Genomic DNA, 24254 nt, shown 5'->3' on the forward strand with positions numbered 1-24254 from the left:
CTACTTAAAATTATTTGTACATATCAAAACTTTGATGTAATAACTCACCTTTAAAATCAGGTATTACTTTTATACAATTTTTTACACATACAACTTCACAATAATTACAGTGCACACAATCCTCTACGTATTTAAAAACAGGTTTTTTCTCTTCCTCATTCCATCTAATTACATCTATAAAACATGACTTGTAGCACATTTTACAGCCTATACATTTCTCTTTATCAAATTCTATTTTATTATTCATATTCATATTTACATCCTCCATTAAAGAAACATTAAAAGTTATCTTTTTCTTCCTCAAAAATTTTAGGAAGTATCTCAGCTAAATGTGTAAATTCTTTTATGTTATGAAGTAATAAGCTCTTAGGTCCCATCTCTGGCATTCTTATTCCATCTGGAAGTGCCTTTACTTCCTTTCCGTTAACTAATGTCCACCCCATCCAAAATCTTGTTCTAAGTTCAACTCCACCTTCAATTTCTCTTATAAAGTGTGTCATAATTGTTGGGGCTGGCGTAAATGGTGGTTGTCCTTTTCCAAAAGCTTTTGCACATACAATAGTTCCACATGCTTCTGTACCTATTTTACTTATATCAAAACCCAAATCTCCTGGATTTTTAAAATTTATAATTATATCTTCTGGCCCCATCCCTGTATCCTCAAGTACATAATGAGTTGTATCCCAATAACGTTCTTTATATGATAAATCGTTATCTTTAGCCTTTCTTCTTTGCTGAGTTTCAGCTTTATAGTGATCCTCTGGGTTCCAGATTGTGTATCTAAGATTATCAAGGCCATGCCATGCAAACCACCAATCAAACATCTCTGTTGTAACTCCTGGCATTGTAGTTAAGTTAGATACATAACCTGTCCCATCTTCCATTACACAATAACCGATCTCACAATCTAAATATCCTGGTTCGAATAAATCATTTCTATCCTGTATTCTTAACGCATCTTTTGGATTTATAGCGCCTCTCATTACTAAATCATACTTTTCCTTCTGAGCCTCAGTCATTTCAAGATCATAGTACTTAAAATAACTTTTTGACTTATCTTCTTCTTTAATAGGCACTTTTACTGACTTTTTTTGTTCCATAATATTAATCTCCTCCTCAACTTTTAACATTACTTGTACAGCTATTATAAAAGCAATTTCTATGCCAATAATTTATATGTTAATTATTTCACATTAAATAGACTAATTTACTCTATTCGTGTAATTGTTATCATAATTTTCTTTAATGTGTTAAACCACTATTTGATTCAAAAATGTATCGATGTTCAAATTAAAAAATATTAAAAATGAAAATAATCGCTAACTAAATTTAAATTTAATTAGCGATTCTTCTATTTTTTTACCATAATATTAATCTATTCCATATCCAAATTATCTATATATCATTTTAGAGATGTGAAACAAAAATTTATCATATAGAAACATTTTTGTTTCACCAATCTTTAATTCCTAATGATTTTGCTTTTCTTAAAACAGTAGGTTGAGTTACTCCTAATACTTTTGCTGCCTTACGAGAACTTCTATATTTTTTTAGTGTTTTTTCTATAATATCTTTTTCTAATAAATCTACTGCTTCCTTAAGAGTAATTTCTTCTCTTTCAACTAAATATTGTGAAAACTCATTTTTTCTGAGTATATTATTGATATTTTCTTTATTAATTATCTCATCGTCACCATATATCACAAGACGTTCTAATAAATTTTCTAACTCTCTAACATTTCCAGGCCAATTATATTCTTCTAAAACTTCTAATACACTTGCCTCTATTTTTTTATTTTTATTATATTTCAAATTAAACTTATTAAGAAAAGTATCTGCCAATATGCTTATATCATCTTTTCTTTCACGAAGCGGAGGAATTTCAATAGGTATTACATTTAATCTATAATATACATCTTCTCTAAATGTTCCATTTTTAATTTGTTGTTCCAGATTTTGATTAGTTGCTGCAATTATCCTGACATCCAGATTAATAGGTTTTGTTCCTCCAATTCTTGTAATCTCTTTTTCTTGAAGCACTCTTAAAAGTTTTGATTGTAGCTTCATTGGCATTTCCCCTATTTCATCTAATAGTAAAGTTCCTTTCTGTGCTAATTCAAAATACCCTAACTTTTCTTTTTTTATAGCACCTGTAAAAGCCCCTTTTTCGTATCCAAACATTTCTGATTCAAGTAGACTTTCTGGAATAGCAGCACAGTTAATTTTTATATATGCTTTATTGCTTCTATTACTTTTTTTATAAATCTCTGTTGCAATAACTTCCTTTCCAACTCCTGTTTCTCCAGTAATAAGTATAGTTGCATCTGTCTTTGCCACACTATTAATTAATTGGATAATTCTTTTCATAGAAGCATCTTTTGCTATCATATTATCTTCTTTTTGATTATTTCTTAGATATATTAATTCATCAAGATATCTCTTACTTTTTCTCTCTATATCTTGCAGTTTCTTCTTTAAATTAATAAAATCCTCCATTTCTCTTATGACTACTAACACATAATTTACTTCTCCAAAATTATTAAAGTATGGTTTTCCTTTAAAATGGACTATCTTTCTATCATTCTTTCTAACAAGAGTCCCTATTATAGAAATCTCTTTTTTTTGTTCTAATACCATTTTACATATTGCAAGAGGCTTTTCAGTTACATAAGATTCATTCTCTTCTCTATTATCTTTAATTTCTTTATCCTGTAAATCTTCATTATTTAATATTACGTACTCATCGCTTAAATATCTTTCATTTAGGACCTCTTGCATATATCTGCCAATTACTTCATCAGGTTCTATTCCTGTTATCTTTGTATAATTCTTATTAACAGAAGTAACAATACCATTTTTATCAGCTAAATATATACCCTCAGATATTTCATCTAATATTTGGGTAATACCTAATTCTTCTTGTCTGAAATCTATACCATCCTCCGTTATTTTATCAATCTCATTATTAATTCCTATTAACTCTCTCTCATTCACAACTAATCTCCACCTAACTTTATATAAACCGCTCACATAATGTTCTATATTATATATTCAACAATAACACATATTCTCCTCTGAATAAATTGTTTACTTCTAATTATTGTTACTATTTATATTTAAATTCTCTTTACTAAGAGAACTATTAACGTCTATATTTTTGAATCTTTCTTCTAAATAAAGTTCCTTGTTCCATCATCCCAATGTTTCACTGCTCCACTGTTCCTATGTTCCAACATTCCTATGTTCTACTGCTTCGCTGTTTCTGTGTTTTTACACATTTACACACTCTACACTTATGCTCTGTAGAGGCTCTCATTAGATTCCTCCGCACTTATTACCTGTAGAAATCTCATGGCTTCATTAAATTTCTTTTAGCTTCTTTCCTATATAATCCTTACATTAGCTCACTAGCAGATTTGTAAGAAAAAAAGCATACATAGCTAACTATATATGCTTAAAATAATTATTACATATTGTTATATTATCTTAGAAGTTATCTTTTTCCTCGGAGTATATCTTCGGAAGTATTTCAGCTAAATGAGTAAACTCTTTTAAATTATGAGCGAATAGACCTTTAGTCACCTCAATTGGTAATCTTACTCCATCTGGAATTACTTTAACCGGTTGTCCATTTATGATTTGATAACCAATCCAAAAACGACTTCTTAACTCAATTCCGCCTTCAACGTCCCTTGTCATATGCGTCATAACAGCAACCGGACCTTTTCCCACAGTTGGTCCATGTCCATTAGCACACATCATAGTTCCACAATATTTACTTCCAATTTTGCTTATATCATATCCCAAAGTATCTGGTGCCTCAAATTCAAGAATTATCTCATCTGGTCCTGCTCCAATATCTTCTAAAACACGATGCTTTATCCCCCAAGTTCTTTCTCTCATAGGAAGTGAAGCATTTAGATTTTTTTCTCTATTTTGTGTCCTTGCATAGAAATGATCTTCCGGGTCCCATATTCTATATCTTAAATCTTCTAAGGGATGCCAAGCAAACCACCATTCAAACATTTCAGTTGTAACTCCTGGCATAAATGTACGATTTGCTAAAAAACCTGTTCCATCTTCCATATTACAAAATCCTATTTCGCAGTCAAGATAACCAGTATTAAACAAGGCATTTCTATCTTGAATCTTTAATGCTTTACTTGAATCTATTGGTCCTTTAGAAAGTACTTCCAACTTCTCATTTGGAATTGATGTCATATCCAAATCGTAATATTTAGCATATCTATACGTTCTTTCTGATTCTTCCAATTCCGCTCTTACTACCATGTTCATCCTCCATTTACTTTAAGAATATTGCAGTTACAGCACAATCTATTGCTGCTCCTTTAGCTTTTTCCTTCAATTCTTCTGGAACTTCTTCGTATTTTACATCTATTCTGTCATCTTTATGATTAAATGTGAATAATTCTGGATATAAATCTTCACATAGCCCACATCTTATACAATAATCTTTAATTGTAACCTTCATATTATATTCCTCCATTAACCTTTAATATACTTGCAAGCTTCATCTGCTGAAGCAAAACCTTGTCCAAAACTTATGCTACTCATTCCAATGCCTCCAATTGGTGGATTTCCAAACACTTCGCCAGCAGCGCAGTCTCCAGCTGAATACAAGCCTTTAATAACTCTAAAATCTTCATCTAGAACTTCACATTTACCATTTATTTTTATTCCACCCATTGCTTGATATCCACCTTTGAATACACGCATAGCATAGAACTTCTTCTCTCTAACAGGACGTAGAAAAACTGGATTTTTACCAAACTCATCATCATGCTTTTCATCACAGTACTTATTATAATTATCCACTGTATCCTTCATATTTTCACAGTCTATACCTGTTTTTTCACATAATTCTTCAATAGTATCTGCAAGGAATATATGTTTATTTCCTTTTATATTAATCAGTTCTTCAAATTGAGCACGTACATTGTTAAGTTTTTCTGCTGGGAATATCATATATATATACTCTAGACCTTCTTTTTCCATATGTTGTACTGTTTCTTCATCAAACACAATGTATCCACATTTATCTTTTTGATTAGCAATAGCTGTACCCATAGTCATATGATCATTTGACATTTCTTCATTTATGAAACGTTTTCCTAATTGATTTACCCAAAGATAAGGTTGTTCTTGAATAGTTCTAGTTTCATTGAAAACTACCCATGGTACGTTTCCAATTATACCTGGTCCAGGTACAAGATTATGTCCATTTATACCCATAGACCCCTTTGCACCACCAATCGCCCATACAGCAGCCTGACCATCACCTGTCATTTGAGCATTAGGGAATGTGTTAAATAATACATTACCACCATCATCACAATTATTATTTGTGTATATATGCCCAGTATACTCCTTTATGAATTCAGAATTGTCACTAAAGCCACCTGATGCAACAATTAGCGCTTTTGTTGATATTTTAATTTCATTACCATCTTTATCTATAGCAATTGCTCCTGTAACCTTATCCCCTTCTTTTATTATCTTTTTTATTGGACTATTAAAATATATCTCTCCACCAAGTTCTATAAATTTATCGGTAGCCTTTTTGCAAATTAATGCTGCCCCATGACCTCTTCCTCTAGCTTTAAAGAAGTAATAATCTCCAATATGATATCCATTTGGAAAACCGCCGCCATATCCACGTTTTTCACCTATTTCTTCTAGTGGGGTAGGTGCCACTGCTTGAAAATCTAAACCTAGACCTCTTATATATTCAGGAATACGTGCTGAATTTCTAATCCATGTGTGAGCAACAGCTGGGTCTGCATTCCAATTTGTATAGTTCATGTGAACATTAAAAGCCTTATCAATATATTCTTTATCATTCTTTACTGCCATAGTACACATAGGTGTGTTTGATACTCCACCTCCTTGAAATGGTCTTTTTTCAAATACTGCAACCTTAACTCCTTTTTCTGCAGCAGTTACGGCTGCAGCTAGGCCTGCAAGACCACTTCCCATTACTACTAAATCAACATTTACATGTTTCATCGTAAAACTCCTCTCTTAAACAAAAATTCTGATATTGTTTTCAATATATTATTAAGCAACTATCATGCCAATATTTTAACATTAGCAAAATCAACATTTTTGCATTAAAAACAAACCCCTATAGATGCTTTTTTGCATCTATAGGGGTTTACCTTTCTCTATTTTACTTACTGTTATGGCATAGTAATGTTCTCTAACCTTCTATACATTTCTGAATTAGTCTAGATGCTCTTAAGCATCATAAAGATCTAATCCATATTTTTTTGCTTTTCTAACTACATTAGATTGATTAATTTTTAACAGCTCTGCAACTTTTCTAGTTGTTTTACCTATTTTAAAGGCTTTTATCAATTCTAATTTTTCTAGTTCCTCAACCTTTTCTTTTAACCCCATATCTTTCTTTATATTTTGCTCTATATTCTCTACTCCAAGAATTGAGATTATTGTTTTTTTAGAGACTATATTATCCTTATCAGATATCAATACTATACGTTCTACTATATTTTGTAATTCTCTTATGTTTCCAATCCATTTATAGTTATTTAGTGGTTCATATGCACTTTCCTCAATTTTAATACTTTTATCATACTTATTATTAAAGATGTTCAAAAAATACTCCGCTAGTACTTTTATATCTTCTCTTCTTTCCCTCAATGGTGGAATATTAATAGGAAATATATTTAAACGATAGTATAAATCCATTCTGAACTTACCTAAACATGCAAGCTCATAAAGATTACCATTTGTGGATGCAATGATTCTAATGTCCAATTCTATAGGTTTGAGTCCTCCAATTCTAGTAACTTCTTTTTGTTGTATAACTCTCAGTAGTTTAGATTGCAGTTCTAAAGGCATGTCTCCTATTTCATCCAATAAAATTGTTCCTTTATTTGCAAGTTCAAATAATCCTGCTTTTCCTGATGTATTAGCCCCTGTAAAAGATCCTTTCTCATATCCAAAAAGTTCAGATTCTATAAGATTTGCAGGGATGGCAGAACAGTTTACCTTTATATAAGGCTTGTCAACTCTATTACTATTCATATATATTTCCTTAGCCACAACTTCTTTTCCTGTACCTGTTTCTCCTGTTATTAATACTGTAGCATCAAGCGAAGCAATTCTATTTATTAACTCTCTTATGTTATCTGTTTCTTTACTCACACCTATCATAGATTTATTATTTTTATTTTTTATAAAATCAACAAACCCATTCTCTCTTTTAATTTTTTCTTCCGATAAAGACTTCAAATATATCTTAGATTTATTCAACTGTTTTTTTAGATTTATTACCTCAGTTATATCTCTACTAATAATTACTACCCCTAACTTAGTGCCATCCTCTCCATATACAGGACTAGCAGTCGTAGCTACAGTTATTTTATTAATACTATGCTCTCTAGCTACTCTGACAGATTTATTGGTTCTTAAAGCCTCTCGTGCAATATCTGCTACATACCCCTCATGCACTAATTCATCAATACTTTTGCCAATAATCTCTTCTGTATATCCAGTTAATCTACTAAATGCAGAGTTAAGATACATAACAAACCCATTTGCATCAACTATATGAATACTATCATCTGAACAATCAGCTATTACTTTCAAATTATCAACTGAATATACTGTACTTAAAATTTCATTTAACTTGTTAATTAATTTTTTATTATTTTCATTTTGAGCTTTCTCTAGTAGTTCTTTTATCGTATACAGTGATTTAATTTGCTGCTCTTTAATTATATTTTGATTTAAAAGCTTCATAATTCCTCCATAAATCCCGCCGTGTAAACCTTATTATTAGTGTCCTGCTTATTTTATATCTTGTCAATGATAAATGTTTTTATTGTCATCTAATTGAACTTATGCTTTAAATTTGTTATTAAACAAAATAAAAGGTAGTACTATCTCAAAGCGGATTTACTACTACCCTTTTTATTTATTCTCTTTTAAGTTTCACTCTAAAATTGTCTTAAATAGCTAAATTCTCAACACTTTCTTTGTCAAAAATTTCTATTCTTGTTCTTATTTTATCATAGGGTGGTTTTTCACCTGCTACTAAATAATTATATAGATAAATTACCGGGTCATAGCCTTGTCTAAATGGGTCTTGTCCAATTGCGCAAGTTAATGAACCTTTTCTGATGTTTTTAACCACTTCCTCTGTAGTATCATACACAATTACCTTTATCTTTTTTGCCATTCCTTTTAATTCTAAAACTTTTACTAACTCAGCTTGTCCTATAGAAACTAAAAGAATTCCATCGTAATAATTATGTTTGTTAATATAATCTTCTAATTCTCTTTCTACTTTATTACTATCAAATGGATTTTGAATTATCATTTTTTCAATATTTATATTTTTATTTTTTGATATAGTATCAATAAATCCACTTGTTCTTCTTTCAATTTCTCCGATTACCATATTAGTGGATACTATTAACACATTTCCTTTGCCGTTTATGTAATTTTCCATAGCTTCTGCTGCAACAATACCTGATTTATATGCATCTTGCCCAATAAACGCCAGTCTTTTACAGTTTATATCACTATTAAATGTCATAAAAGCAGTTCCTTTATCAATTTCCTTATTAACAACTTGTGATGCTTCTTGAAAAAATCCAAGTAATGAGATTCCATCATATCCTTTTCCTGCAACTTCCTCTAAAAACTTGGGAAAAGCTTGAGGAGATAGCTTTTCTTGAGGTATTTCTATAAAATCAATATTTGCATTGCTATTAGATAAATTTTTTTGTGCATACAGTACTCCGCTATACATGAGGCTCCATATATGCCCAAAATTCGGATTTATACTAACTACTGCAATATTAATAGTCTTATTAACATTTTTCTTAATAGGTTTTATATCAAAATCAAAATATTTAAGTATATTTTCTATCTTATTTAATAATCCTTGTAATGATGCAACATTAGAATTAATCTCTTGAAATTCGGATAATTCCTGCTGTATAATATCCGATATTTCCTCAGTATCATGTGATATTCCTATTGATGAATCAAATACTTTTTTACTTAAGTCTGAAGTTTCTTTTGCTGATTCATCAATTATTACTGCTTCATTAACTGTTCTGTTAATTTCATTTAATACTAAAATATTTTTTTCCTTAATTTCATCAAAAACATTTTTCATTCTCAGAAATATTTCATTTCCTTTTTCAAAGTTTTCTATACTTCTCTTAATACTTCCATCAACATTTTTACTATTACCTAGTACATTTTCTAAAATCCCATTAATTCTTCCTATGCTCTCCTTAGTTGCTTGAGCCATTTTGGTAATTTCGTTTGCTACAACTGAAAAACCCTTTCCTGCTTCCCCTGCTCTTGCTGCTTCTATGGAAGCATTTAAAGATAATAACTTTAACTGTTCACTTAGACCTACTATAAAAACAACCATATCAGATATTTCAGCAGCGCTTAAATTTAATTTTAAAATAAATTCCTGAGTATCTTTTATACTAGTAAAAATAAGTTTTAAACTTTCATCATAGGCTGCAAGATCTTCTTTTCCAGCAGTTGATACGATACTTGTATCAACTGCCATTTTTTCTAGCTCTTTTAATTGTTTAGATATATTGTTAATACTCTCGTAAATATTGTGAATTTTGGAGTTAGTTCCCTCTATCTGATTCAATTGTTTTTTTGATGTAGAGGAAATTTCTTGTATTTTTCTATAAACATTTTCATTTCCTAAGTAAGATGAATCCATACTTTTGGAAACATTTTCAGTAGATTTAAATAAAGTAAGTACATTTATTTTTGTATTATCAGAAAATAATAAAAGATTAGCTTTCATTTTATTAAATGATTGTGCAAGTATTCTTATATCTCTGTTGTTCCAAATAATAATATCGTTTTTATTTAATTTCCCCTCCGCCATATCTTTTGCGCTATTTATAACCTCACTTAAAGATTTCATGGTTGTATTATAAATTATAAATATACATACTAATGATATAATTGATATTCCTAAAAATACTGTAGTAATGGACTTAGTATATATTTCTTCAACTTTAATATTAGTTTGTATCACAAAGGAAAAGATACTTATCGCTAATATAACTACTAACAAGTTAAATTTTAGTCTTGTATTTAGCTTTAATATTATTTTTGAGTAAAAATTTTTCTTTTTTTTCATTGTACTCAGCTCCTAAGATAAGAATTCTTTTAATATACCTCTATCTTCATCAATGCTTCAATAGTATCCTGAACCTCCTTAGATTTAAATCCCATAAACTCCATATAAAATAATTGTTGTAATGATTTAGATAAGCTTTCTTTATCTTTACTTTTTATCATTAAAGATGCCAAAGGTAATTTCTCATTCACTATTTTCATCGCTTGTTCATCTAATGCAAGTTCTTCTAGCCTGCTTTCAGCATTAAATATTTTTCTATAATCTTTAATAGGTTTATAGCTTATATCATATACTCCGCCACCAAGCTCTATTATATCTCCATCATATTCTGGTAATATCGCAATAGCAGTACAGTTGAATGGAACTTCAAAATGCATTTCTATAGTGCCATCTTTATTTATCCTCCAATTTGATACATATCTCCCACCAACAGATTCATATGTGCAATTCATATAGTGAAGTTTAATATTTAACTTAGGTTCAAATTTAACTTTTTTAAATCCGTTCTCTAAAGGCTGTATACCTGCAATATGTTTATACATAAATTCTACAACTGCACCATATGCATAGTGATTGAAGGAATTCATTCCAGTTCCACTTACTGTTCCATCCTCAAGTAATGAATTCCAACGTTCCCAAATAGTAGTTGCTCCTAAATTCACGCAGTATAACCAACTCGGAAAACCTTCATGAAATAAGAAATAGTATGCTAGATTCTCCATACCATTTTCACAAAGTACACTACATAAAAGAGGTGCTCCAACAAATCCACACTTAATTTTGTAGCAATCTTTTTCTAATCTTAACTTAAATCCATTTACAAGTTTTTCTTTATCTATATATATTCCAAACTTTAATGCTATGATGTAAGCAGCTTGCGTATCAATAGTCAAACGACCTGTAGGTGAGAAATATTCATTTAATATTGCTTTCTTGATTTTATTCGCTAACTGTCTATACTTATTTGTATCTTCCTCATTATTAAGCGTTTCAGCCATCTTAGATAGGATATTACTTGACTCATAGTAGTATACAGAAGCTATAAAGTAATCATCCGTTCCACCTTTAAAACTCTGTGGTGTAATACCATCTAAAGCCAGCCAATCACCAAAATGAATACCTGTATCATATAAATTATGTTCTCCATTTCCCTTATCTATTTGAGTCACATAATCTACCCAGTCTTTCATCAATGGATAATACCTTCTTATTGCATCTTGATCTCCATAGTATTCTAACAATACCTTTGGGATAAATGTTGCCGCATCTCCCCATACGCTGCAAGCACCACCTAATGCTCCCAGATTAGGAATGTAATTAGGTATACCACCATTTAACTTCATTTGTTCATTACGTAAATCATGTAAAAATTTATCATAAAAAGCTCTTGTATCCATATTATAGCTTGCTGTAGGTGCAAATACTTGAGCATCACCAGTCCAACCAAGCCTTTCATCTCTTTGAGGGCAATCTGTTGGCATATCAACAAAATTAGATTTTTGACTCCATATACTATTTTGGAAAAGCCTATTAATTTTCTTATTAGAAGTTTCTATAAAACCAGTCCTATCTAAGTCAGAATAAATTACACTACCAACAAAAGTCTCTAAAGATACTTCTCCAATCCAACCAGTTATTTTTACATATCTAAAACCAAAATAAGTGAAATGTGGTCTTACTTTTTCTAGTTCTCCTTTTGATATATAAGTAAATTGTGCTTTAGCTGTACGATAATTTTCATTATAAAAATTACCATTCTGAAGAACTTCTCCGAATTCTAAAGTAATTTTTGTTCCGTAAGGTAATTCTGATATAAACTCCACATATCCTGCAAAGTTTTGCCCCATGTCTATTACTGTTTCTCCTGATGGTGTATGTATAATTTCTTTTGGTTTTATACTCTCTTTCTCAATAACTGGTATACTAAATCTTTCAACTAATTTACTTTTACTTAAATTAATCTTTTCAACCTTAAAAACTGTATTTTCTTTATCCATCCATAATAAACGATTTAGAACTTCTCCATCATAAATTCCACTATCCTCGATATCAGATCCCTTATAACTCCAATCTAAGTCAGTAGCTATAACTTTACTACTTCCATCCTCATATTCAAAGTGTAGTTCTGCTATTGCAGCAAAACAATCTCCAAAATTGTTATTCAAATTATCTAACCCAAATCGTCCCTTATACCAACCATTTCCAAGACTAATTTCAATTATATTATTTTCACTAATCATATTAGTAATATCATAAGTTTGATATTGTAGTTCCGTAAAGTAGTCATTAAAAAATGGAGTTAAATATTCATTTCCAATCTTGTTTCCATTTAAATAAGCTTCATAAAGACCGAGTCCACATATATACAGATTCGCACGTTTAACCTTGTTATTTATCTCAAAATTTTTAAATATTATAGGGTGGAATTTATGTTCTTTTATAGGTCCTATCCAATCTGCTGCCCAGTATTCACCGATTTTTCCAGTTTCAAAATAGCATACATCACTTGTTGCAGTTTCTCCATTATTTCCTTCTACAGTTATACGAAAGAAATATCTGGTTCTTGGTTCTAAATTTATCTCTATTTCTTCACCGATTGATGATAGATTCTTACCTTCCTTACTATATATAATATTTATGAAATTTTTATCTTTACTAACTTCAATTTTTGCTGCAATTTGGATAGTATCCTTAAAATCCTCTACTACCCATGAACATTTTACTTTATCATAATAAAATCCAATTGGATTTCTAATACCGTTTATTTTAACTTTATCTATTTTCATAGAATCTCTCCCTCATGGTTTGTTTAAAAACAAATAAAAATTTTGAAATTAGAAAGGAACTCTTGTACAATACCCAACAGCTCCTCTTCAATTTAAATAATATTCAATATATCTTTAAATTTATTAATCGGATAGGTAATACTTTCATGAAGGGCTGCCTCTCCAATTCCAGCAGAATCAAATCCTCCTCTATTAGCTGCCTCAATTCCTGCTTTTGCATCCTCTACAACAAGACATTCCTTTGGCGATAATCCCATAAATGCAGCTGCTTTCAAAAAGACTTCTGGATTTGGTTTTGATTTTGATATGTTATTCCCATCACTTACCGCATTAAAGTAATCCTTGATTCCTAATTGACCTAATATAAACATTGTATTTTTACTAGACGAACCAATTGCTAATGAAATTCCCTTTTCTTTTAATTTATCTAATGTTTCTTTTATATCGAAATCTAAATCTTTTGATGATAAATTCTTTAATAGTTCTCTATATAAATCATTTTTTTTCTCAGCTAACATAGTTTTCTCAGTATCTGAAATAGTATTGTTATACCCTTCTAAAAGTATTTCCATACACTTTTCTCTACTTACGCCGCGAAATCTATTATTAATTATTTCGTCAAAATAAATACCAAGACTATCTGCCAATTCCTTCCACGCATAATAATGATATTTATCTGTGTGGCATATGACGCCATCTAAATCAAAAATTACTCCTTTATACCTCATACTTTGATTCCTTTCCAATCTGTTTCTACAACTTAATATTTCAAATACTCTTTGCCACAAAATGAATCCACAGGACTTGTACCTTTCCAAGCACTTCTTCCAAGTAACTTTTCTACAACTGTTTCAAGCATGATATTATGATTAGAATAACAGTTAACAAATGTCTTTATCATTGGAACATCTAATAAATGATATGGATTGCCCACACTAACAAATAGAGTAGGAACCTCCTCTACAAACCAAGGTAAATTATTACCTAACCCAAAAAATGTATACCAATTTATTCTAGATGCAGTCTTATTGCTAGCATTTTCAATATTAGCAATATATAATACTAAATCATATTTTCTTTTAATATCAGATACGTTATCAATAGGCATTGTAAAATCTTCTTTTTTATAAGGAATTATTTCAAACCCTTCTTTTGTTAATAGCTCTGTGATCTTTCCCTCCACTCTTTCATTTGATGGAAAATCACCTAGAATTTCAAGTAGAACCCTCTTATGCTTTTTAGGTGATATAGGTAATAATTCTTGTGTATCTTTAATCAAAGTTGCTGCCTCATCTGCACATTCATAAGCCCAAGTTTTATGTTTTTCACAACCAATAATAGCTAAAGATTTTTTGTCAGGCACAAGACAATTATTTTTTTGTTTTTTATGCAACTTCAGAGCTGCTTTTGTAGCAAGTATACGGGTTATAGCTTCATCTAGTCTTTCATCACTTATTATTCCTTCTTCATAACCTTTTTTCATAAATATATAATCTTCTTTTAAATCCTTATTGAATAGAAAAATATCACAACCACAGGCTATGGAATAAGGAACAGCTTTCTTTCTCTCCATTGCAGCTGTAAATCCAACCATTGGAGTAGCATCTGTCACTATAAGTCCATTAAAACCTAATTTTTTACGAAGTAAGTCATTAGTTATCTCTTTAGATAAAGTAGCTGGCATTATCTTATCTTGAAAGTTCGGATTGAAGTATCTTTGATATGCAGGCATAGCAATATGTCCAATCATAACTGTTAAGGCGCCTTCATCAATAAGCTCTTCATATACCACACCATAAGTTTTATCCCATTCCTCACAAGAAAGTGAGTTAACTGAAGTAAGTAAATGTTGATCAACCTCATCAACTCCATCACCGGGGAAATGTTTTATTGACACTGCTACATCACATTCCTTAGCTGCTTTCATGTATTCTTTGCTCATGTCTATTACTGTGTACTTATTACTTCCATAGGTACGTATATTGGTTATAGGATTTCTAAAATTCATATCTATATCTACAACTGGCGCAAATGTCCAATTACATCCAACTGCTGCTCCTTCACTACAACTAACTATACCAAGTCTATATGCATGCTTACTATCTCCTGTTGCAGCTACTTGCATTTGCTTACCAAAGCTTGTTCCATCAATAGCTATACCATCTCCACCAGCTTCTAAGTTAGCAGCAATAAACATAGGAATTTTACTTTTTTGTTGTAGATATCTATGGGTTTCCTGCATTTCTTCTGCAATACCATTACGATATAATATACCTCCAATGTTATACTTCAGTAAATTCTCATCAAGGTAACTAAGTTCATTACTCATTCCTATAGGACAAAATAGTTGACCTATTTTTTCATCTATACTCATCTCTGATTTTGTTTTTATGACCCAACTTATATCTTCTTCTGATAAATAAAACGGCTTTCCAACTAAGTCAATCATTCTACACCCTCTTTTCTTTAGCTACTCTGATTCTTACATTTTTAATCCACATAATAATTTTTTCTTCATTTGTGCTATATCCTATGAATAGTATCATAAATAATCCATAGTATATTGTTGCAAGTGACGTATTTAATCCCAGAGCTGATAGTCCATAATTAAATAAACTAACTGTCAGTGCTCCACTAAATATTCCCAAAGTGTCATTACAAAACTTGCCAAGATATAAACCAATTATTACTGGAAACAAGTTCATAAACATCACCATGGTTGAGGAAAAGCTAGTAGCTGGAACTACTCTAGTCTGAGTTACATACATTACAGTCGCAAATCCTAATAATACACCTGATACTAAATACTTTATAAGTACATTAGGTATTTCTTTTATTCCAATATTAACTGCTGTAATTTGATTGAATGCTAAGGCTCTAGATTTATAACTTATTTTAGTGTGTGTTATAAATACATAATAAAATAGCATTACTCCTATTAGGAGGATATACATTAAAGGTTCTCTACTAAAAACAGTAAATTTTTGAATAGAGTATGCATTAGCACCTTCTGCGCCAAATATTACTCCTGTCATTGCTTCATATATTATAGTAACACCTAAAGACACCATAACTATTGGGAGTTTTAATAATACATACAAACTTCCCATGATAGTACTAAGAATAATACTAAAAATTATACACATACCAAGTAACATCCAAGCACTTCCACCTAATTTTACTGTAACGTTATAAGCAAAAATTGAAGCTAACATAACTACACTACCTATACTAAAATCCATCATTCCGCTTTTAAAGGTCAAACTAACCCCATATGCAACAAACACTGAATAAATTGTGTTCTGCATTATTGATATAAAGCTATCTCTATTACCATAAATATTAATCCCCAAACTTCTAGTTAGAATAAAGAAAATGATAAACATACCAATAGGCAGAGCTACAGTTCCCAGTATATTTTTAAATATTCTTTTGAAATCAATTGCCATAATTATATCCTCTATTCTTTCATTATCTTAGTGCTTCCTCCAAGAATACTTTTAATATCTTGGAGGAATACACCTTATATCATTAAAATGCTATTTTTTATTTTTTTCTACTGCATTCTTTAAATCCATTTTTAATAATTCAGCTTTTAAATTTGAAAGTGTTGCCTTTTCATTGAATGTTACCATTAGATTCTTTAAATCTTCACTTGTAACAAGTGGCTGACCTTCGCCATAATAAGTGTATTTAGTTAAGTCATCAACATCTTCTGAATTTTTAATAACCATTGTAGTTCCATCTAATTGTAAGGCTCCAGTATAATCAGAATATTTATTACCATTAAGAGCATCTAACATAATTGCTAATGGTGCTGCTATAGCTTCTACATTAGAGATAGTTCCCATAACAATATCGCCATTTTTAAACTCTTGTGTTGTTGCACTATCTGTTTGCATTCCTATAGCTAATAATTTAACTTTACCTTTTTTATTAGCACTTACGATTTTAGGATAATCAAATTGTAAACCTGCACCTAATCCTAAAAGAGCATCCATTTCAGCATTAGTATTAATATAAGTATCTATACCTGATCCATCAAAGAAATGTTCATGTGTATCGTATATCTTAACTGTTCCATTCGGATCTAATTCTTTCATCTTTTTACGGAAAGCTTGATCTGCTTTACCTTGTCCTAATATCATTTTTTGTGGGAAACTTGTAACTCCAACATTCTTAAATCCGTTTTCTATTACAACTTGTGCTGCTATTTCTCCTAATTCTGAAGCATTAACTTTTCCATCTGCAACTTGCCCAATAAAGTATTTGCTCTCCTTTACCTTATTAAAAGTATCAGGTATTGATGCAGTATTATAATTAGCATAATACACCTCTGCATCATTGCAGGCCTTAACTACTGCTTCTTGACCAGAGTCCAACGAAGATAAAATTCCATCAACACCTTGTGTTATTAATGCATCTACAGCTGCTAAATGTTCTTGATCATTTGCTTGGCTTGTGCTAAATATAAATTTCACGTTGAGCTCCGAATCCTTTTCAAGATACTCTAAATATTCTTTAAGTGTTGAACCTGATAAAGTTGAATAGTCAAAATTTATAACTCCAATCTTTACAGCCTTTCCTGTTTTCCCATCTTTTGTACTATCACCATTACTTTTACTACAACCAGTAAACATTGATACCATTAAAACTAATACCACAAATAGTGAAGCTACCATCTTTTTTCTCATAATTATTCCTCCATTTATATTATTTTTCTTTATATCATAAAAGCAGTTGCTTAATGATCTTTATCTTGGCAATACCTTTTTTGATTTTGAAACACTTAAAAATACCACTACTAAGAATATTATTCCTTTTACTAAAGGAACTACTTCTACTGGAATACCTGATAGTAGGAGTCCATTCCCAAGAATTACATAAATAAGACTTCCTACAACTGCGGAGCTTATCTTAGATTTTGAGCCGCCAGTTAGAGGTATTCCCCCGAAAATTAATGCTAGAAGAACATCCATTTCTAGCCCTGATCCTGTATTTCTTGTTACACTTCCAATTCTGCTAAGTATGAACACACTAGCTATTCCTACTCCAATTGCCATAGTTAAGTATCCTAATAATTGAGCCTTTAATATATTTATCCCTACTTGCTCTGAACAAACTCTGTTCCCTCCAAGCCCTTTTACTTGTTTTCCTATCTTTGTAAAGTTAAAAATATATGTCATTACTAAAATAAAAATTATCATCACAACTACTTTTACTATAGAATTATTTAGGAAAGAAAAATCTCCATTGGCATATACTGTTGGAGGTTCAGTTGTTCCCATTGTAACTATTCCACGTCCGACAAACATCATACAAAGCGAAACCATAACTGGTGCCATTCCTAGTTTCCCACTTATCCAACCATTCGCAAATGCAAATATAAGAGCAATTACTATAGAAGCTATAAAAGAGAGTGCAAAAGAACCAGTGCTATTTAATATCTGAGCAGATGCTAGCGCTCCTACTCCTACTACAGCTCCAACTGATACATCCATGGCTCCTTGTGAATAAACAAATACTGCTCCACAAGAAACAATCAAGATCGGGAACAATTGGTTAATCATGGATTTAATATTTCTCGAGTTAAAAAGTAATCCTTCACTTAGTAAACCAAAAAATATAATTATCACTATAAGCCCTATATATGGAGTAACTTTTCTAATAACATCATTAGTTTTTAATAAGTGATCATTTTTAACAACTCGTTTTTCTGTCTCTACTGCATTTACCATTCCACTACTACCTCCATTTCTAAATCATGTATTCAATAATATCTTTTTCTGAAAGACTTTCTGAGCGTTCAAATTCACCATTTATTTTATTATCTTTCATGATAAGTACCCTATCACTCATGCCAATTAACTCTGATAATTCTTCTGTAATCATAAGAATTGATTTCCCTTCATTTTTCAGTCTAATCATTAGTTCATACATAGCTTGCTTCACACCAATGTCTACTCCTCTAGTAGGACAATCCATTATTAATATAGATGATCCTTTACCAATCCATTTACCGAAAGATACTTTTTGTTTATTACCTCCACTTAATGTTGATACTAGTTGCTTGTCATCATTACACTTTATTCTTAGAAATTCAATTTGACTTTTAGAAAGTTCTTTTTCTTTCTTTGGACTAATAAAAGTATTCTGTGATAGTGCATTAATTGAAGGTAATGCAATATTCTCTCTTATACTAGCTTCCAAAATTAATGCTTCTTTATCCCTATTTTTTGAAATATACCCTACATTATTTTCTATGGCCATAAGTGGAGATTTAATTTTGTTGTTGTTAACTATTACCTCTCCGGCAAATAGTTTATTTAATCCAAAAGCTACTCTTCCTACCTCATGCATTCCACTTCCAGAAAGTCCTCCAATACCGAGAATCTCTCCTTTATGTAGTTCTAAAGAAAAATCTTTTAAACTTCCATCTGTAACATTACATAACTTTAAAACAACTTCATCTTCGTAAGAGCCATCATAATCTTCTCTGTATAATTTATCACCTATTTCTCGTCCAACCATCATTTCTCTAATTTTTCTAGGTTCAAATTCCTCTTTATTTAGAGTTCCAATAATTACCCCATCTCTTAAAACTGTTAGGACATTACATATATTAAGTAACTCATCTAGGTCATGAGAAATAAAAAGTATTGCTTTTCCTTCTTCTTGTAATTTCTTCATAATTCCATACAAAAGGTTACGTCCTGTTTGAGATAAAGCTGTTGTTGTTTCATCTATAATTAAAATATTTGTATGTTCCTTAATTGCTCTTACTATTTCAATAAGTTTTTTATCCTCCATTCCATAATTATCAATGGATTCATTTGCTTTAATATGTTCAATTCCAACGTTACGTAATGCCACATCTGCTTCATGTATCATAGCTTTTTTATTTACAAAACCAAACCTTGAAAATAGTTCTTCTTGACCTGCAAATATATTTTCTGCTACAGAAACATGAGGAATCGTATTCATTTCCTGTAAAACCATACTAATTCCTTTTTCTTGAGCATCAAGCATTGTTTTAGGCTCATAGTTTTCACCTAAATATTTCATAATACCATTGTCCGGTTTTTGCATACCTGCAATAATAGAAGATATTGTTGATTTACCAGAGCCATTCTCTCCAATTAATCCTCTTATCTCACCTTTTTTAACTTCTAAGCTTACATCTTTAAGTGCTTTTGTAGCTCCAAAGCTTTTATTAATACTTTCAACTTTTAATATCACTTCTATAATCACCTCTCTTGTAGTACGTTTACATTATAACTAACAGATTAAACTTTTTCACCTCTATATCTTGTCCGGTTTTGACTGTTTTTTTTATCCTTATTTCATTTATCTATACATATTTAAAAATATAATTATTATCTTATGACAAATCAGATTAAATTTTTGCAGTAACTTCTTAGTTACATCATTTTTTTAATATATATTTATGAAAAATATGTGCTAAAATATATTTAAACGTTACAATGTATCTGTAGATAGTACTATAATAAATTACTGCAAAGTTAGATTAAATTTTATAATACTTACATAGAAAGGTTGTTATAATATGGATGATAAACATGAAATCATTAATTTTGAAAGTAATATACCTATACGTTGTTTTATTCATAGGTTAGGTTATTCTTCTAGACATTGGCATAATAGTATCGAAATGCTGTATGTTCTTTCAGGTCAAGTAAACATATCAATAGATTATAAAACCTGCACACTTTTAGAGGAAGATATTATACTTATCAATTCAAACGAAATTCATGAACTTTCTGCTGAAGATTGTACTATGATTGCCTTACAAATTGATACTTCCCTCTTTGACAAACGCATAATTAATGAAAGTCAAATACAATTTGAATGTAACTCTAGTTTATTTAAAGATAAAAGTGATTTTTCAAATATAAAGAGTATTATTGCTCAATTTATTAAAGCTGATGCACTTAAGCTAGAGTCAACTGAAATATTAGGAATGGCTTTATCTTATTCTCTTTTATATGAATTAATGTCTCACTTTAAAGTTGATAATCTGCTGACAAATATGAATCAAGCTCAAAAAAACTTAGAGCGGTTATCTAGAATAATAAATTATATTAATGATCACTATAGAGAAGATTTGTCTTTATATGAACTAGCTGAACTTGAACATCTATCAGTACCCTATCTTTCTAAATTTTTCACCAAAAATATGGGAATAAATTTTATGTCCTATATAAATAAATTAAGAATTGACACAGCAGTAAAAGAGTTGCTTGCATCTGATGATTCAGTTGAAACTGTAGCTTATAACAGTGGTTTTCCTAACGCTAAAGCATTTGTGCAGCTATTTAAAAAGGAATATAATATGCTCCCAAGCCAATATAGACATCAAAACAAAGGGAAATTAATAACAAATATTAAACCACCTTCTCAAAATCCAGGTAATAACTATGTTATTTTAGAACAACACGACTATTTAAAACGATTAGCAGAATATCTACCCCATACAGATGAATTTAGCATTATTGATTCCTATAAATTATCAACTACATCAATTATTTCTAGAGAAATTGATGTTACACAAGTTTCAACTAAGTTAACACATACATTTAAAGTATTTACTGCTGTAGGAAAAGCAAAAGAAATACTATACGCCGAAGTCCAGGATATGCTTAGAATTGTACAAAAAGAAATTGGATATGAGTATATAAAGTTTCATGGTATCCTCTCAGATGACATGAAGGTTTATACTAACAGTACTAATAAAGGAATTATCATAAATTTTACCCTTATTGATAAAGTACTTGATTTTATTATTTCTATAGGCTTAAAACCTCTAATTCAACTATCATTTATGCCTAAAGCACTTGCAAAATATCCTGAAAAAACTGTTTTTACTTCTGGATTTATAACAAGTGAACCTAATGATATAAATGAATGGAATCGACTAATTAAGGAATTTACTATGCACTTAATACAACGTTATGGTAAAGAAATAGTGGAACAATGGAAGTTTAGTGTGTGGAATGAGCCTGATACCCCTGAATCAATGTTTTCTATGTCATCTCAGGAGGTATTTTATTCTTTCTATAAAAACACTTATGATACTGTAAAAGCATGTGATGAAAATATTTGTTTTGGAAGTCCATCCAGCTATTTTGTTACTCTTGATGACAATAATTGGTTAATAAATTTCACAAAATGGTGTTATAAAAATAATTGCATACCAGATTTCGTTAACATTCATTTTTATGGAACAGACTTTGTAAGTAGTAATGAGCAAATAAAAAATACATGGGACTTAGAAAATGGACTTAAACTTAGTGAAGACCCGGATGTGTTTAAGAAGTTTGTAGACTTAATTAAAAACTATGTCAGATCTTCATATGGTACTAAGCACGATATATATCTAACTGAATGGAACTCTACTCCAGCTCATTTCGACCTTATGAGTGATACTTGTTTTAAATCTTGCTACATTGTTAAAAATCTTTTAGATAATTATGACCGTTTAGATAGTTACGGCTTTTGGGTATTAACTGATTTTTTTGAAGAGAATCCAATTCCTACAGAAATATTTCATGGTGGGTTAGGTCTATTTACATATAACGGAATAAAAAAACCAAGTTACTATGCTTTTTATTTAATAAATAAACTAGGCTCCCAATTAATATCTAAGGGTGATGGCTACTTTGTAACTAAGGAAAAAAATGAATTTAGAATTATGCTTTATAACTACAAACATTATTCTTCCTTATATGCTAATGGTGAAACCTTTGATATGACATTTACTAATAGATATACTCCTTTTGGTTCAGAAGACAAAAAAGAATTTAATTTACAATTAAAAGGAGTTGAATCTGGAAGATATGAAGTTACTGAATATATTGTTAATAGACAATATGGGAGCTGCTTCGATAAATGGTTAGAGATGGGTGCTAAGCCTCTTACAACAAAAGAGGAGTTTGATACCTTAGGCGCTTTATCAAGACCTATGATTAATAAATATACAGTATCCTCTATTGAAAATGACTTGAATATAAATTCAATCTTAGATCTATTGGAAATACGTTTTATTTCAATAAAGAGAATGTGAAAAATCTTGTGTGAATTATAAGAAGGACAGTAAGCAGATTATCTAAAATAAATCTACTTACCGTCCATTCAAACCCTCCACTTTAGCAATAATGCTGAATGGATTATAAGAACAACAGACCCTTCTGCCCTGTAGAACCTTTTCTCCTCAAAAGGTTCATTAGATTCCTTTTAACATCTATTCTGTAGGAGCTTCTTCTCAAGCTCCATTAGATTCCTTCTAACCACTGCTCTGCAAGAACTTATTCCAACATTCCTATGTTCCTCTTTTCCACTGTTCCTATGTTCCAAAATTCCAATGTTTCACTTTGCCGCTGCTCCGCTGTTCCTGTGTTTTTACACATTTACACAATAATGCTGTGCTTTTTTAAAACTCCTACATACAGCTGATTCAATTGCTTTTCATCTGTAGAACTCTTTATCGACTTAATACAAAAGTTTACTTAAAAAAACAAAAAAGCCACTAAAAAATCGTAGCTTTTATCTGATTAAATCCTACTTATAAAATTATGATTTTCTTTTAATCCAATTTCTTTCCTCTATAGTTAGCTTTCCATTTTTAGTATGATAAACATACATCTCTCTACTCTTATCCTTTTTATGTTTTTCAGCATATTCTTTAAGAGCTTCTTTCCCATTATCATAGACATTTATAACTGAAAACTCTTCAACTATCCTTTTATTTTCCTCGGAATGAGCTTCTATTGCTTCAAGTAAAATCTACTTATTCTGATATACTTTTCTTGCTTTCTCCCATTTCACAAAAATCACTCCTAACTTTCATAATTTTCTTCTAAACTTTTCTTATCATTAAATTATCTCATAACACTCCTATGTGACTTATTGTCTGTAGTTAACTATATTACTTATATTTTATTATAATTGCACATAATAAAAAATGTAGTAAATTATAAAATCACTACATTTTTTAATGCATATCTGTAAATTTTTTATTTCTACTATTTTATAATATAAACTTTAAAATACCCAAAATAGCAATAACAATCCCTATTATACTAGTTGTCCTATATATCTTAACGGAAACTTCATCATCTTTTTCTTTTCTTAAATAATATACTCCTCCAAAGGTTAAACAACCCCCTAAAAGCATTAAAAATACAGGTAATATTAATTCTTTCATCTTTAACTCCTCCAATTTAACAATAATGCTGAGTGTATTATGACAACAACAGATCCTACGTTATGCA

At 30.3% G+C, this 24254-nt stretch carries 17 protein-coding genes; 1 reads left to right on the forward strand and 16 read right to left on the reverse strand.

What is annotated here, in order from left to right:
* Positions 1 to 10: 10 nt before the first annotated feature.
* The 15 genes from B3N22_RS15830 to B3N22_RS15900 all read right to left on the reverse strand — a co-directional run bounded on the left by B3N22_RS15830 (position 11) and on the right by B3N22_RS15900 (position 20202).
* The gene (locus B3N22_RS15830) at positions 11 to 253 is read right to left on the reverse strand and encodes a 4Fe-4S dicluster domain-containing protein (RefSeq protein WP_238902001.1); all 243 of its coding nucleotides are present in this window, start codon (positions 251 to 253) and stop codon (positions 11 to 13) included.
* Positions 254 to 278: 25 nt separating this feature from the next.
* Complete coding sequence (locus tag B3N22_RS15835) at positions 279 to 1100, reverse strand: DAPG hydrolase family protein (RefSeq protein ID WP_238902003.1); 822 nt, start codon at positions 1098 to 1100, stop codon at positions 279 to 281.
* A 352-nt stretch (positions 1101 to 1452) separates the two neighbouring features.
* The gene (locus B3N22_RS15840; RefSeq protein WP_286908681.1) at positions 1453 to 2994 is read right to left on the reverse strand and encodes a sigma-54 interaction domain-containing protein; all 1542 of its coding nucleotides are present in this window, start codon (positions 2992 to 2994) and stop codon (positions 1453 to 1455) included.
* 492 nt (positions 2995 to 3486) lie between these two features.
* Entirely contained in the window at positions 3487 to 4290 is an 804-nt protein-coding gene (locus B3N22_RS15845; RefSeq protein WP_238902006.1) for a DAPG hydrolase family protein, read from the reverse strand.
* A gap of 13 nt (positions 4291 to 4303) precedes the next feature.
* Positions 4304 to 4492 carry a 4Fe-4S domain-containing protein gene (locus tag B3N22_RS15850; RefSeq protein WP_238902008.1) on the reverse strand — a complete coding sequence of 63 codons (189 nt, stop codon included), beginning with the start codon at positions 4490 to 4492 and terminating at the stop codon, positions 4304 to 4306.
* 14 nt (positions 4493 to 4506) lie between these two features.
* The gene (locus B3N22_RS15855) at positions 4507 to 6027 is read right to left on the reverse strand and encodes an FAD-dependent oxidoreductase (RefSeq protein ID WP_238902010.1); all 1521 of its coding nucleotides are present in this window, start codon (positions 6025 to 6027) and stop codon (positions 4507 to 4509) included.
* 231 nt (positions 6028 to 6258) lie between these two features.
* Positions 6259 to 7785, reverse strand: coding sequence for a sigma-54 interaction domain-containing protein (locus tag B3N22_RS15860; protein WP_238902011.1), 1527 nt, complete (start codon positions 7783 to 7785; stop codon positions 6259 to 6261).
* A 208-nt stretch (positions 7786 to 7993) separates the two neighbouring features.
* Complete coding sequence (locus tag B3N22_RS15865) at positions 7994 to 10177, reverse strand: substrate-binding domain-containing protein (RefSeq protein WP_238902013.1); 2184 nt, start codon at positions 10175 to 10177, stop codon at positions 7994 to 7996.
* A gap of 29 nt (positions 10178 to 10206) precedes the next feature.
* Positions 10207 to 12963: an alpha-L-rhamnosidase gene (locus B3N22_RS15870; RefSeq protein ID WP_286908686.1), complete on the reverse strand. Its 2757-nt coding sequence runs from the start codon at positions 12961 to 12963 to the stop codon at positions 10207 to 10209.
* A 92-nt stretch (positions 12964 to 13055) separates the two neighbouring features.
* Entirely contained in the window at positions 13056 to 13691 is a 636-nt protein-coding gene (gene pgmB, locus B3N22_RS15875) for a beta-phosphoglucomutase (protein ID WP_238902016.1), read from the reverse strand.
* 32 nt (positions 13692 to 13723) lie between these two features.
* Positions 13724 to 15412: a glycoside hydrolase family 3 protein gene (locus B3N22_RS15880; protein ID WP_238902018.1), complete on the reverse strand. Its 1689-nt coding sequence runs from the start codon at positions 15410 to 15412 to the stop codon at positions 13724 to 13726.
* Between the two features lies 1 nt (position 15413).
* Entirely contained in the window at positions 15414 to 16412 is a 999-nt protein-coding gene (locus B3N22_RS15885) for an ABC transporter permease subunit (RefSeq protein ID WP_238902020.1), read from the reverse strand.
* Positions 16413 to 16502: 90 nt separating this feature from the next.
* Entirely contained in the window at positions 16503 to 17657 is a 1155-nt protein-coding gene (locus B3N22_RS15890) for a sugar ABC transporter substrate-binding protein (protein ID WP_238902022.1), read from the reverse strand.
* A 60-nt stretch (positions 17658 to 17717) separates the two neighbouring features.
* The gene (locus B3N22_RS15895; protein WP_238902024.1) at positions 17718 to 18701 is read right to left on the reverse strand and encodes an ABC transporter permease; all 984 of its coding nucleotides are present in this window, start codon (positions 18699 to 18701) and stop codon (positions 17718 to 17720) included.
* A gap of 19 nt (positions 18702 to 18720) precedes the next feature.
* Positions 18721 to 20202, reverse strand: coding sequence for a sugar ABC transporter ATP-binding protein (locus tag B3N22_RS15900; RefSeq protein ID WP_238902026.1), 1482 nt, complete (start codon positions 20200 to 20202; stop codon positions 18721 to 18723).
* 328 nt (positions 20203 to 20530) lie between these two features.
* Between B3N22_RS15900 and B3N22_RS15905 the strand changes: the two genes are divergently transcribed.
* Positions 20531 to 23047 (forward strand): GH39 family glycosyl hydrolase, encoded by a 2517-nt coding sequence (locus tag B3N22_RS15905; protein ID WP_238902028.1) that lies wholly within the window; start codon positions 20531 to 20533, stop codon positions 23045 to 23047.
* A gap of 963 nt (positions 23048 to 24010) precedes the next feature.
* Here the strand turns inward: B3N22_RS15905 and B3N22_RS15910 are convergent.
* Entirely contained in the window at positions 24011 to 24187 is a 177-nt protein-coding gene (locus B3N22_RS15910; protein WP_238902030.1) for a hypothetical protein, read from the reverse strand.
* Positions 24188 to 24254: the final 67 nt, after the last annotated feature.

It is taken from the genome of Clostridium sp. UBA1652 (genome assembly GCF_002320975.1).
In the GTDB taxonomy this organism is placed as follows: domain Bacteria; phylum Bacillota; class Clostridia; order Clostridiales; family Clostridiaceae; genus Clostridium_T; species Clostridium_T intestinale.